The organism is Naumannella halotolerans (assembly GCF_004364645.1).
GTDB classification, from domain to species: domain Bacteria; phylum Actinomycetota; class Actinomycetes; order Propionibacteriales; family Propionibacteriaceae; genus Naumannella; species Naumannella halotolerans.
This window is the reverse complement of sequence record NZ_SOAW01000002.1, coordinates 445,959-458,425: the sequence shown is the minus strand read 5'-3', so window position 1 is coordinate 458,425 and position 12,467 is coordinate 445,959. Positions and strand designations below refer to the sequence as shown.

Sequence of the window (12,467 nt, the reverse complement as noted above, 5' to 3'; positions counted from 1 at the left end):
ACGACCGGGTTCTCGGGCATGCGCCGGCGGCATTGCCGACAGGTCGCAGCTGCGGGTGTGCAGCCTCGACCGATACCGAAGAAGGTACCCGCTCGGGATCGCCGAGCCGGCTCTGACCCCCGGGAACGGGTACGGAAGGACGCTTCGGCGTACCCGTTCAGGTGGGGACCGTCGTCTGCTCGACGCGGTACGAAGGCATGCCGAGCGGTACGCCGCCGCGCCGCAGACCGCGACCGGTGCATGGCCGACGGCAGGCTCGTCCATGCGGCGTACCGGGAGGTACGGCCCACATCGGTGAGCACGGGCCGGTGGTGCCGGGCGGGATCAGTCGGTGGGACCACCCTGATTGCGCTTGCGCCGGCCGAGCAGCAACAGCGCGGCGCCGCCGAGCACCAACACGATCACGGCGACGATCAACGCCGGTCCGAGCGGTGACCCGGTGTCGGCCAGCCGGTCGCTGCCGGCGGTTCGGGCCACGACGGCATCCAGCAGCAACAGGGCACAGACCGTCGCAATCACCCCGGTCAGTGCCACGGTCGCATTCCACTGCTTCAGCATCCGGCCCCCTGCTGGCTCGCGCGGACCCCTGGTCGGTGGCCGCGGCTTCGTTGCCCAGCGTACGCTTTCCCGACGTGTCCTCGCACTCGACCGATCCCGACTTCGCACCCACTTCCGCCGCTGCTCGACGCGTCGTCGTCATCGGTGGTGGCCTGACCGGTCTGACAACGGCCTGGGCACTGCGCGACGCCGATCTGCAGGTCACGGTGCTGGAGTCGAGCGACCGGATCGGCGGCCAGCTCCACAGCCTCGCCCCGGCCGAGCTGAACGGCGCGCTGATCGATGTGGGAGCAGAATCGGTACATCTGGGGGCACCGCATCTGGCGAAGCTGGTGACCGAACTGGGCCTGCGGGACGAGGTGGTGACCGCCGAGCCCGGGTCCTCCCGGTTGCTCACCCGGCGGGGTCTGCGCCCCCTGCCGGCCGGTGTCGGACCGACCGGGCCGACCCGGCTGGGGCCTGTCCTGCGGTCCGGCATCGTTCCGGTACCGGGACTGTTGCGCGCCGGTCTGGAGCCGTTGTTCGCCCGCCCGGTGACCGAGGACATTTCCGTGGGGGACTTCGTCCGGCGGCGTTTCGGTTCGGCGATCACCGAGATCTTCGTCGATCCGCTGTTGGGCAATCTGCATGCCGGTGATGTCGATCGGCTCAGCCTCGCCGCGGTCGCCCCGACCCTGGCACCGATGGCGACCACCGGTCGCTCGATGCTGTTGCGACGGCGGCCCCCCGCCAGCGGGGCGCCGATGTTCGCCAGTTGGCCGCAGGGGCTGGCCCGGTTGGTCGACGGGCTCGCCGCGCAGGCCGGCGCGGAGGTGCGGACCGGTACGCCGGCCACCGGCCTGCGACGCGAGGGCAGCGGCTGGGTGGTACAGACCGCCGAGGAGGAGTTGGTCGCCGATCAGGTCGTACTGGCCGTACCGCAATCGGCGCTGAAGGGCCTGATCGGCACCCACTTCCCCGCGGCGGCCGAACTGCTGGCGCAGACCCGTACCGCTGATGTGGCGACCATCGCCCTGGCCTACCCGTCGGCGGCCGCCGAGCAACTGGAGGGCAACGGTGTGCTGCTGCGTACCGACAGTGGCCGGGTGTTGAAGGCGGCCACCTGGTTGTCCCGCAAGTGGGCCAGACTCGCCGGACCCGACCAGTTCCTGGTGCGAGCTTCGGCGGGACGGGTCGGCTCCTCGGTCCTGGACGAGCTGGACGACGCGGCCCTGGCCGCACGGATCCATCGCGACCTGCAGGAGACCACCGGCCTGCGCGTCACCCCGAGGGCCTCGGTGGTCTCACGCTGGCCCGAGGCCTTCCCGCAGCTGGAGGTCGGTCACCGGGCGCGGATCGCGCAGGTACGCGAACAGCTCCGCGGGTCCGGCCTGTTGCTCGCCGGCGCCCCGGTCGATGGTCTGGGCATCTCGGCGACGGTCCGCTCGGCACTCTCGGCTGCCGACGAGGTCCTCACCGGCGCTCGCTGAACTCTCGGGGAGGTACCGCCTGACCGGCCGCCGCAGAACGACCGAAGGCCCCTGCAGGAATCGGTGATTCCCGCAGGGGCCTTCGTTCGTGGGCCGTCTCGATCAGGCGCCGCGGCGGCGTACCAGCTGCGTACCCAGGGCCGTCAGCACGGAGCCGGCAGCCAGGAAGCCGAGCAGCGGGCCACCGGTATTGGCCAGGCCGCCGCTGGTACTGCGGGTCGAGGTATCGGCGCCGCTGTTCTGCGATCCGGAAGCGGCGTCACCGTCATCGTCGCCACCCTCGTCGAACTGGCCACCCTCGCTCAGCCCGAAGTAAGCGTCGGAGATCAGCACGGTGCCATCAGCCAGGGAGATGCTGTACCAGGCCCCCGGGGCGCGGTCGACTCCGGTGATGGTGCAGTTGAAGGTCAGCGTCTGCGTACCCTCGGCACCCTCGTCGATGCTCGCGCTCTCCGGATCACAGGTCACGTTCTGCTGCCGGTCGATGCTCATCGTCAACTCGCTGTGCAGCGGTGCCTCGGAGATGGTGACGTCCTTGTCCACCCGGAACTCCTGGCCGGTGACGACCGGGAAGGTGTCGGGGGTGAAACGCGCCTTGGCGATCTCGATCTGCGCCTTTGCTGCATCGTCGGCATCGTCGTCACCGGTGGTCTCGCTGGACGGGCCGGTCGATCCGGTGGTCTCCGGTGCCTTGTCGTCGTTCCCGGTGGTGTCGCTGACTCCACCCGGTTCGGCCGTGGCACTGCTGGAGGGGTTCGCCAGCTCCCCCGGGTTGGCACCGAAGATGCCCTCACCGATGATGTCACCGTCGGCCTCGACGAACTGGTACGAACCCGAGATCACCGACTGGCTCTTGGTGATCTCACACTTGGCCGAGAAGGTCTCCAGACCCGCGACCGAGCCGGACTCGGCGGTCTCGTCGACCACCTCGCAGTCCAGGTTGCTGAGGTTGTCGAGCTTGATCGACAGATCCTGCTCCAGCGGCTGGCTGTGCAGCACATCGGCGAACATGGTGAACGTCTCACCGTTCAGCATGTTCAGCGTCGTCTTGTCGAACCGCGGATCCAGCACGGTCCATTCCTGGGCCGGCCCGAAGGAGGCCGAGGAACCCGGAGCGTTGGTGGTCTCCACCTCCGGGGTGGCGCTGTCCTCGCTCGTCGGGCTGGCGCTGCTGGCCGGTTCGCTGTCGGTGGTCGGCTTGGGTGTGCTCACCTTGGAAGCCGACTGGTCCGGCGCGTCCGAAGCGGCCGGCTGCGCCTTGACCGAACGGACCGCCGACGGCGAGGCGCTGGCGCCGACGCTCGGGTCGTCGGCTTTGGCCAGCCCCGGCAGGACCAGTGCCGCCAGCGATGTCGCCGTGACGGCCACACCGGCCACCGCAGCGGATGCGAGTCGGAAGTTGGTACTGCGCGAAGTCATGGTTCTCCCTCGGGGAAGTCGTGTCCGGCATCTGGGAGCGACGCCGTGAGGGAAATTAGCCGTGGTCGCTGCCTGAGTGAAGTCTCATCGAAGTCAAAGAATCGGCCTGCTGACGGCTCGTCGGTCCCCGAAACCCCGTGATGGCGCGGTTCTGCGCCGGGGTGGACGGTGTTTCGCGTCGCGACGATTTCACCTCAGCCTCACGTAAGGGTTGAGACTTCAGGGTCGAGGCCATCGCGGATTCCCACCGCAAAGGTTGCTGCCGAGCGCCATGGCATGGAGGGGCGCAGAAGCTGTGACCGCCCGCCGGCGGCGGGTCGGCGGGTCGGCGGACGGGCACTCTCGTACCCGCTGCCGCAGCCAGACATGCAACCCAGACACGCAACAGGGGCGGGCCCGGCAGTTGCCGGACCCGCCCCTGTCAGCGGTGAATCAGTCGTTCACACCGTCACCGGCGGCGACGCATCAGCAGACCACCGGCGGCCGCTGCAGCCAGGCCACCGGCCAGGATCACGCCCACAGCCGGGGCGCCGGTGTCAGCCAGACCACCCTCGGTGTCCGACTTGTCGCTCGACGAATCGTCATCGGACTTGCCGTCGTCGGAGTTGCCGTCGTCGTTGCTGTCGTCATCGATGTCGCCGTAGCCGAAGGTGCCGACGATGTCGTCGGACAGGTCACCACCGGAGATGGTGTAGGTGCCCGAAGCAGCCTCGTTGCCCGCAGCGAACTCACAGTTGAAGGTGAACTCGTAGGTACCCGGCTCGGACCCGGCCTCGATCACATCCTCGGTCGGCTCACACTCCAGGTTGGTGAAGTCCGACAGCGCCATGGTCAGATCATCGGTCAGCGGAGCCCCCGAGATCGTCACCGCCTTGGTGAACTCGAACTTGCCACCCTTCTCGACCACCGCGTTCGGCGGATCGAAGGTGCCCGTCGCGATGGACAGCTCCGGGGCCGGGGCGGCGGTCTGCGTTGCAGACTCGCTCGGGGACGAAGTCGGCGCACTCGTCGGAGGCGAAGTCGGCGCACTCGTCGGAGGCGTGGACGGCTGGGTCGGGTTGAAACCGAAGTTGCCCGTCTGGGTGCCGTTCTCCGTGACGATCTCGTAGGTGACCTGTACGGTCTCGGCCTCGCCGTCAGTGACGACGCACTCCTTGGTCAGAGTGGTCTCGCCGACGCTCGTGTCCGCGGGAAGCGACTGCTCCTCGGGGTCGCACTCCAAGCCATCGGAGGACGTGATGTTCCACTCGACGGCCTGCTCCAGGCCTCCCTCGGTCACCTTGATCGGCAGAATCGCCTCGAAGGTCGTCCCCTCGACCACCTCGTCGAACTCTGCCGGGTCGAAGTCGATGGCGCTGGTGCTCACACCGGCACTCGCCATACCTGTAGCACCGAAGGCAACGAAACCCGCTCCCGCGACGGCCAGACCAGCCAGCCCGGCGCCGAGGCGGCGTCCAAAACTCTTCTTCATTCACGTCTCCCAAAAGCCAAGTCAGGTCGATGACGCCGGGGGCGCCACGGCCAAAAGCTTAGAGAATCCATAAATAGATGCAAGCGTCCAATCAGCCCGTTCCGGCCTACTCACGAGTACAGACCGCCGTTCCGGCCAGAAAATGATGTAAAAAAGTATTCAATTACCTGCCAGGCACACAGCTGGCCCCTAAGTCGCCGAGCCGACAGCCCACCAGACGGGCCGGCCGCCGGGCTGGACGGCCTACTCAGCTCGCGTACATCCAGAGCTGACCCACGCGGACGCACATCACGGCCACCGCCAGCATCCCGATGGCCACAACTCCGGTCCCCCATCGCGACTTGTCCGAGAGTCCCCAGAGCAGCGCGGCCACGGGCAGGACCACACAGACGACGAGATAGCTGATCAGGACCACGGCGTCCACGGGTCGGGTGCCCAGCGCCCCGGCGAAGACGGCCAACTGCACGATCAGCGCCACCTCGTAGACCACCATTGCGGCCAACAGCGCGATACTGACCTGCAGCTCGCGCCACGAATGGAAGGCCGCAAACCCGGCCAACGCAACGGCGATCGCGGCCATGACGAAGGCGAAGGCGATCATCCGGTCTGCCGCCCGACGCAGTTCGGTCTCACCGGCCGACCTTCCGCAACCACCACATGCCCACCAGCGGCAGGACCAGCGGGATGAACAGGTACCCCATGCCGAAGTAGGACCAGACCGAATCCCTGGCGAACCACTCGGGGTGGGTCAGGCTGGCGATCCCGATCGCGATCACCCCGAACAACTCGATGCTGATCGTGATCCAGGACAACCGGTACGCCCAGCGGCCCCGGCTGGCCAGGGCGATCGTCGCCACGATGTAGACCACCCCGGAGAAGGCCGACAGCCCATAGGCCAGCGGCGCCTCGGAGAAGCTTCGAATGACCTGCACCAACGATCGGGCGGTGGCGGCGAGTGCGAAGACGGCGTAGACCGCGATCAGCACCCGCCCGAAACCGGTGGCCCTGGTTTGACCGGCAGTATCATCAGTCGGGCTGGGACCGGCTCCCTGCTCATTCACCTGGCCCTCGCTCACCCCGACAGCCTAGCCCCGCAGACGACCGTTCCCCGCCCGGTGGCCGAGGTGGAGGGTGCCGACCCTGATCACTGGACAGCGCGAAATCCAGATCACCGAAGCCGGTCGAGAACCCCGGGCATAGCCGACTCGATCGCCGACAGAGTGTCGGTGAATCCGTCCTGTCCGCCGTACCAGGGATCGTCCACGCCGGAGCCCGGAATCGCCTCGGGGTCGAAGTCGGTCAGCAGCTTCACCTTGTCGGTGTCGAGCTCACCGCCGCAGATCTGCCGCATCCGATCGAGGTGCAGCTGTTCCATACCGATCACCAGATCGGCATCGGCGATCTCCTCGGCAGTGATCTGATGGGCGGTGTGCGGACGTACCTCATAGCCGTGTTCACGCAGCGTCCGGGCCGCACGGGGGTCGATCCCGTTCCCGATCTCCTCCCGGCTCACTCCGGCCGAGGAGATGTCGAGGTCGAGCCCCTGCTCAGCGGCTTCCTGCGCCGCCACGTCGGCGGCCATCGGCGACCGGCAGATGTTGCCCCAGCACACGAAGATCACGGATTTACTCACCCGCCGACCTTATCGGTGGGGCGGTGACGGGCGAACCAAACAAACGTCACACTCGATCGGTCTCGACCGATGCTGATACCTGTGGCGACGGGATGTCCGGCCACTCGCGAGGATCGAGTGTGACGTTTGTTGGGTTCCCCGCTCGCACGGCCCTCGCCGATTCCGGCCGGCCCCCGGTTGGTGGCGCCCCTGCGTGGGGCAGGTTGCTGCGCATAGGGTCCGGCGGCGAGTTTGTCGCCCCGTTGCACCACCTCCGGGATTCAGTGCGACCCTCGCTCAGGCAGCGCCCCGAGGCCACCACAGTTCGCCGGCCGACGGAACGTCGCCGCCTTCCGCATGCAACTCCTCGCCTGCAACACCGTCGCAGATTCAGCGCTCCGGCTGGTCGTCGGGCGGGTGATGGGGTGGCGGGTTCTGGGCCCCCAGTCCCCCTCGGCCGCCGCGGCGAACCGGCCGGGTTCTCGTCGGCTGATCGCGGGGCGGGTGATGGGGGTGGCTGGCCCGCGGCCCTGGCGGCGCCTGCATGCGTTCGTAACCCCGTCATCAGACCACTTCCCCGCATGCACCGAATCAGCACCCCCAGGCGCGTTTGCGGGCCACCTCGTCGGCGGTCAGATCCCACAGCTGGGCCAGGGTCAGCTCCGGCAGCAACTCGGTCACCTCGGGGCCGATCATGTGCGCACCGAGCAGTTCGTTGTGGGTGGCATCGGCCACCACCTTGACGAAACCGACCGGGACCACCGGTCCGGCAACTGCCCGCGCGCATCCACCTTGCAGAACCACTGCCACGGGGTTGTCCACAGGGGGTCTCGGAATCCTCCGCCGAGTTCCCTCCAATGGGGTGATGCACCGCGAGCTCACCGAGGTCCTTTCGCGGATCGGGTACGTCCGATCCGCCGGCTCTCCCCGACTGCGCAACATGGTCCACTGGGCTGCTCGGCGAGGGGAGTTGACCCAGGTGATGCGGGGTGTGTGGGTGGCAGACGGAGTCCCGGTGAATGTGGCCCGGGCGATCGGACTGTGTGAGACCGACGGTGCCGCCGTACTGACCGGACCGACTGCGCTCGCCCTCCATCTCCAGCGTCCGTTGCCGCTGCTGGTGCATGCCGCTTCTCCGCATCAGCACCGTCCGGCCGCGGGCCTGCTGGTTCAGCGGCGTTCCATCGAACCCGAACACGTTCTCGGTGCCAATCTCGCACTCGGGCGGCAGATGCTGCGTGTCCGCGTCACCTCTCCGGTGGTGACGGCTGTTGATCTGGCCTCCGACGACAGCGGCGCAGCGATCGATGAACTCCTACGGCGGAGGATGGTGACCCTGGCCGAGCTCGAGGCCGTTGTGCTGAACGGGGTCGGTCGACGCGGGCAGCAGCAGCGACGGCTGGTGCTACGGGACTCACGGGATGAACCGTGGTCCGCCGCAGAGCGGCTCGCACACCGCCTGCTCCGCGACGGTGGCATCACCGGTTGGCGCACCAACGTTCCCATCCGGATCGATTCGATGGTGGCGCTCGGTGACATCGTCTTCGAGGTCGAACGGTTGGTGGTCGAGATCGACGGCCGCGAGCACCACACCGCAGCGGATGCATTCGAACGCGACCGGCTGCGGCAGAACCGACTGATTCTCGCCGGATGGCGAGTACTGCGATTCACCTGGGCCATGCTGCTGGACCATCCCGCACTGGTCATCGACCAGATCCGGACAGCCCTGGCCGACTGACTCACTGCGACGCTCCAACCTCACTGTGACGCACCAGCGCCACCAACGCCACCAACGCCACCAACGCCACCAACGCCACCAACGCCAAGGCGATCACAGCGCCGCCCTGACTGACCGCCACCGGCATCCGCACTGGAACCCGCCGGCCAGGACGACGGTGCCGAGGTCACCACCGCCGGACTGGCACGCCGGAAGACCCGCATCCGACGCAGCAGTCGGCAGAACAAGACGAACGTCACACTCGATCCCGACCTCGCCGCAGCGACACCAGTCCCGACGCGGTCCCGCGCCTGACATCGACGATCGAGTGTGACGCTCGTTCGGTTCATCCCCGGCAATCTGCAGTCGGTCCGCTCCCGGCGACCACAGGCGCCCATCCCGCGACCTGCCTGCCCAGCGCCGGTTCGGCATGACAGCGGACCGGGACGACAAGGTCACAGCAGGACAATCGGCCCGCCCCGGTGACCCTTGGATTGGCCCACACCCCGCGATCTGTCTACCCGGGCTTGCAGCCAAGTGAACCGGCAGAACAAGACAAACGTCACACTCGATCCCGACCTCGCCACAGCGATACCAGCCCCGACGCGGTCCCGCCCCTGTCACCGACGATCGAGTGTGACGTTTGTTTGGTTCCTCCGGCACCCCACGTTGAGCACGCCCCTGACGGGTTACGGCTGGTTCCCACTTGCCGGGCTAAGGCTGGTTCCCCCTGCCGGGCTAAGGCTGGTTCCCCCTGCCGGGTTAAGGCTGGTTCCCCTGCCGGTTTACGGTGGTCCGTCGCCGGGCGACCTCCGGTGGGTTCGCCCCGGGCGATCTACCGCCGGTACGCCACAGCTACGGTTGCACCACGACGGCCCGACGGCGACGCCTGAGCCGTGCCCCTGCGCGTTCATGCGAGACTGTGCCCATGCAGATTCTGGTGGTGGACGACGACCAGGCGGTACGTGATTCCCTGGCCCGCTCGTTGCAGTACAACGGCTATGAGGTCATCACCGCCGCCGACGGGGTGGAGGCCTTGGCGAACCTGTCGGCCGCCCGTCCGGATGCGGTGATCATGGACGTGATGATGCCGCGGCTGGACGGCCTGGAGACCACCCGGATGCTGCGCCAGATGGGCAACGACGTACCGATCCTGGTGCTGACCGCGCGGGACGCGGTGAACGACCGGGTCGACGGTCTGGACGCCGGCGGTGACGACTACATGGCCAAGCCGTTCAGCCTGGAGGAACTGCTGGCCCGGCTGCGGGCACTGGTACGGCGGGCGGCCAGCACCGACGAGGCCGAGGACAGCAAGGAGGTCCTCTCCTTCTCCGACCTGAGCCTGAATGTGCACACCCGGGAGGTCCAGCGGGCCGGGCGATCGATCAACCTGACCCGCACCGAGTTCGCCCTGCTGGAAACCTTCCTGCGGCACCCTCGCCGGGTCCTGGAACGTTCCTGGTTGTTGAACGAGGTCTGGGGTTTCGACTTTCCGACCACGGCCAACTCCCTCGAGGTCTACATCGGCTATCTGCGCCGGAAGACCGAGAGCGAGGGCGAGGAACGCCTGATCCACACCGTGCGGGGCGTGGGATACGTGCTGCGCGAAGGCACTCCCTGATCGTCATGGCCTGATGCACCTGCTGCGACGCATCTTCGGCGGGCCGACCCTTCCACGACGGATCACCTGGCTGACCACCATCGTGGTGGCTGCCGGTGTCTGGATCGCCGGACTGACCGCCTTCTTCGTCACCCGGCTGGTCCTCTACGACCAGCTCGACGGCGAGCTCACCCAGGTGGCCAGCACCACCAGCGAGACCATCTCCTCCGACCTGAGCACGATGGGCGGTCTGAACGCCGATGCCCTGAACGCGGTGAACGTCACCCTGGTGGTGGTCAGCTCCGACCGGAGCCCGACCTATGTCGAGGGGGCCCAGCGGACCCTGCAGGTGGGTGCCGACGAACTGGCGGTCGCCCGTCTGCAGGAGGGCTCGTCGGCCCGTACCGGGCAGGCGACCGACGGTACGCCGTACCGGATAGTCGCCGTGCCGATGACCAGCAACGGTAATTCCTATGCCCTGGTGATCGGGCGTGCCCTGCAACCCACCACCGAGGTGCTGCGGGTGCTGCTGATCGTGGTGATCCTGGTCGGCGCCCTGCTGGCCGCTGCGGCGGCGATCGTCGGCGGCCTGGTGGCGCGTTCCTCGCTGCAGCCGCTGCGCGATCTGTCGGCCGCGGTCACCCGGGTCACCCGGACCGACAGCCTGGATCCGATCGAGGTCACCGGCGACGACGAGCTGTCCCAGCTGACCCGCTCGTTCAACGCCATGTTGTTCTCCCTGGCGTCGTCTCGGGCACGGCAGCGACGACTGATCGCCGATGCCGGTCACGAGCTGCGTACTCCCCTCACCTCGCTGCGGACCAACATCGAGTTGCTGGCCGCCGACCAGAAGTCGCAGATGCTGCCGCCCGAGGCCCGGGAGGAGATCCTCGGCGACATCGCCGCCCAGTTGGCCGAGTTCACCACCTTGATCCAGGACCTGGTGCAGCTGGCCCGGGAGGACCGGATGGAGCCGACGCGGGAACAGATCGACCTGCGCGACGTGGTCAGCAGTGCCCTGCAGCGGGTACGCCGGCGCGGCCCGGGTCTGCATTTTGATGTCGAGCTGAACCCGCTGTACTTGATGGGGGAACCGGACAACCTGGAGCGGGCGGTGACGAACCTGCTGGACAACGCGGTGAAGTTCTCCCCGCCCGGCGGCACCATCCGGGTCTATCTCGAAGGCGACCAGCTGCGGATCTCCGACGAGGGGCCGGGTATCGCCGAGGAGGACCTGCCGCATGTCTTCGACCGGTTCTACCGTGCCGATGCCGCGCGGAACACCCCCGGCACCGGCCTGGGCCTGTCGATCGTGGCGCAGACCGTGGCCCGCCACGGCGGTTGGGTACGGGCAGCCGCCTCGGCCCAGGGCGGGGCCGAGTTCACTCTGCGGCTGCCCGGTTCGACCACCCCGACCGAGGATTCGACCCGATCGGAGACCGCCCCTCCCAAGTGAGCTCGCCCGTTCCGACCCCGTGGCCGGCGCTGTCAGCCGCTCGCGCAACCCTATGGATGTCTCCGCGTCATCCCCGGTTCCACCGCGGTTCCCGTTTGTCGAGGAACGCCGCCATGCCTTCACGTGCTTCGTCACTGGCGAAGAGATCCGCCGAAAGCTGCAGCAGACCGTCCATCCGTGTATCGAAGTCAGCCAGCAACGGCTGGTTCAGCACCCGTTTGCTCTCCCGCAGCCCCTGCGGGGAGCCTTTGACGATCCCGGCGGTGAGCTCGGTGACACCGGCCTGCAGATCGTCGACGACGGCGGTCAGGAAGCCGACTGCTCGCATCCGCTCAGCCGATTGGACGGAGCCGCCCAGGAACAAGCAGGCCGCGTCGCGGTCGCTCAACCGGGGTGCGACGACGACCGAGATGACCGAGGCCGCCAGCCCCAGCCGTACCTCGGTGAGACCGAAGCTGGCCCGCTCGGTGGCCACGGCCAGGTCGCAGGCACCGACCAGCCCCATGCCACCGGCCCGGACATGCCCGTCGACTGCCGCCACGACCGGTTTCGGGTGGGCCAGGAGTGCGCGCAGCAACTGGCCCAGGAGCACCGCCGGTTGCCGGCTGCGATCCGCACTGCTCGCCTCGGCCAGATCGGCGCCAGCGCAGAAGGTGCTGCCGGTGTGGCCGAGCACCACGTATCGCGCCTCAGCACTGTCCGCGGCCCACGTGAGTGCCTCCTGCAGTTCGTTGATCAACTGCCGGGACAGGGCGTTGCGGTTGGCAGGTGAATCCAGCAGGATCCACGCTGCCCCGTTGCGGACCTCGCCGCGAACCAGCTCAGGTCCGACCAGTTCGGTCATCAGTCCTCCCTCATCACCCGCCGGAGCGCTCCTTCGCGACCCGCCCGGATCGCCATCGACGGCGACTGTGATGGATCCTAGTGATCGTCGAGCGCGCTCGGCTGCGCGGGTCGCGCTCCCCCGGTGCCTGTGAGAACCACATCGGCCACGCTCGCCGGAACTTGATCATGGTCGTCGCGGCCGGTCAGATCCGAGCCGACCGGCAGTTGATCACTTTCGGTGTGCGCCACATGCACACCATGTCGGCCGCCGAGGCAAGATCATCAACGCCAACCCGACACTCGAGACATGAAAGACCCCCTGGCCGGCCCGGGCTGCGGG

Annotated in this window: 12 protein-coding genes and 1 pseudogene; 4 read left to right on the top strand and 9 right to left on the bottom strand. The window is 68.0% G+C overall.

What is annotated here, in order from left to right; all coding sequences use genetic code 11:
• Positions 1-324: 324 nt before the first annotated feature.
• A complete protein-coding gene (locus tag CLV29_RS13280; RefSeq protein WP_133755551.1) occupies positions 325-558 on the bottom strand; it encodes an LPXTG cell wall anchor domain-containing protein in 234 nt (77 codons plus the stop codon).
• A gap of 74 nt (positions 559-632) precedes the next feature.
• Between CLV29_RS13280 and hemG the strand changes: the two genes are divergently transcribed.
• Positions 633-2,027: a protoporphyrinogen oxidase gene (hemG, locus tag CLV29_RS13275; RefSeq protein WP_166649275.1), complete on the top strand. Its 1,395-nt coding sequence runs from the start codon at positions 633-635 to the stop codon at positions 2,025-2,027.
• A gap of 102 nt (positions 2,028-2,129) precedes the next feature.
• Here hemG and CLV29_RS13270 read toward each other — a convergent pair whose 3' ends face one another.
• From CLV29_RS13270 to CLV29_RS13245, 6 genes and pseudogenes are all read right to left on the bottom strand, one after another.
• Entirely contained in the window at positions 2,130-3,446 is a 1,317-nt protein-coding gene (locus CLV29_RS13270) for a hypothetical protein (RefSeq protein WP_133755549.1), read from the bottom strand.
• 448 nt (positions 3,447-3,894) lie between these two features.
• Positions 3,895-4,917, bottom strand: coding sequence for a hypothetical protein (locus CLV29_RS13265; RefSeq protein ID WP_133755548.1), 1,023 nt, complete (start codon positions 4,915-4,917; stop codon positions 3,895-3,897).
• 247 nt (positions 4,918-5,164) lie between these two features.
• Positions 5,165-5,518 carry a hypothetical protein gene (locus CLV29_RS13260; protein ID WP_133755547.1) on the bottom strand — a complete coding sequence of 118 codons (354 nt, stop codon included), beginning with the start codon at positions 5,516-5,518 and terminating at the stop codon, positions 5,165-5,167.
• A 28-nt stretch (positions 5,519-5,546) separates the two neighbouring features.
• Positions 5,547-5,993, bottom strand: a complete 447-nt coding sequence (locus tag CLV29_RS13255) for a hypothetical protein (RefSeq protein ID WP_243831928.1) — start codon at positions 5,991-5,993, stop codon at positions 5,547-5,549.
• Between the two features lie 92 nt (positions 5,994-6,085).
• Positions 6,086-6,550 carry a low molecular weight protein-tyrosine-phosphatase gene (locus CLV29_RS13250; RefSeq protein ID WP_279586491.1) on the bottom strand — a complete coding sequence of 155 codons (465 nt, stop codon included), beginning with the start codon at positions 6,548-6,550 and terminating at the stop codon, positions 6,086-6,088.
• A 591-nt stretch (positions 6,551-7,141) separates the two neighbouring features.
• Positions 7,142-7,297 (bottom strand): annotated as a pseudogene (locus tag CLV29_RS13245) (dihydrolipoyl dehydrogenase); the annotation flags it as partial.
• Positions 7,298-7,394: 97 nt separating this feature from the next.
• Here CLV29_RS13245 and CLV29_RS13240 point away from each other — a divergent pair.
• The 3 genes from CLV29_RS13240 (at position 7,395) to CLV29_RS13225 (ending at position 11,302) form a co-directional block, all read left to right on the top strand.
• On the top strand, positions 7,395-8,267 hold the full coding sequence (locus CLV29_RS13240) for a DUF559 domain-containing protein (RefSeq protein ID WP_166649274.1): 873 nt from the start codon (positions 7,395-7,397) through the stop codon (positions 8,265-8,267).
• Between the two features lie 907 nt (positions 8,268-9,174).
• Positions 9,175-9,867, top strand: a complete 693-nt coding sequence (locus CLV29_RS13230) for a response regulator transcription factor (protein ID WP_279586490.1) — start codon at positions 9,175-9,177, stop codon at positions 9,865-9,867.
• 13 nt (positions 9,868-9,880) lie between these two features.
• Complete coding sequence (locus tag CLV29_RS13225) at positions 9,881-11,302, top strand: sensor histidine kinase (RefSeq protein ID WP_133755543.1); 1,422 nt, start codon at positions 9,881-9,883, stop codon at positions 11,300-11,302.
• A 67-nt stretch (positions 11,303-11,369) separates the two neighbouring features.
• Here the strand turns inward: CLV29_RS13225 and CLV29_RS13220 are convergent, their stop codons facing one another.
• Entirely contained in the window at positions 11,370-12,146 is a 777-nt protein-coding gene (locus tag CLV29_RS13220) for an enoyl-CoA hydratase family protein (protein WP_133755542.1), read from the bottom strand.
• A 77-nt stretch (positions 12,147-12,223) separates the two neighbouring features.
• A complete protein-coding gene (locus tag CLV29_RS16260) occupies positions 12,224-12,376 on the bottom strand; it encodes a hypothetical protein (RefSeq protein ID WP_166649273.1) in 153 nt (50 codons plus the stop codon).
• Positions 12,377-12,467 lie beyond the last annotated feature (91 nt).

Excerpts from the sequence above, each read along its gene's own strand:
- CLV29_RS13280 (WP_133755551.1), bottom strand. The coding sequence starts at position 558 with ATGCTGAAGCAGTGGAATGCGACCGTGGCACTGACCGGGGTGATTGCG.
- CLV29_RS13270 (WP_133755549.1), bottom strand. The coding sequence starts at position 3,446 with ATGACTTCGCGCAGTACCAACTTCCGACTCGCATCCGCTGCGGTGGCC.
- CLV29_RS13265 (WP_133755548.1), bottom strand. The coding sequence starts at position 4,917 with ATGAAGAAGAGTTTTGGACGCCGCCTCGGCGCCGGGCTGGCTGGTCTG.
- CLV29_RS13260 (WP_133755547.1), bottom strand. The coding sequence starts at position 5,518 with ATGATCGCCTTCGCCTTCGTCATGGCCGCGATCGCCGTTGCGTTGGCC.
- CLV29_RS13240 (WP_166649274.1), top strand. The coding sequence starts at position 7,395 with ATGCACCGCGAGCTCACCGAGGTCCTTTCGCGGATCGGGTACGTCCGA.
- CLV29_RS13230 (WP_279586490.1), top strand. The coding sequence starts at position 9,175 with ATGCAGATTCTGGTGGTGGACGACGACCAGGCGGTACGTGATTCCCTG.
- CLV29_RS13225 (WP_133755543.1), top strand. The coding sequence starts at position 9,881 with ATGCACCTGCTGCGACGCATCTTCGGCGGGCCGACCCTTCCACGACGG.
- CLV29_RS13220 (WP_133755542.1), bottom strand. The coding sequence starts at position 12,146 with ATGACCGAACTGGTCGGACCTGAGCTGGTTCGCGGCGAGGTCCGCAAC.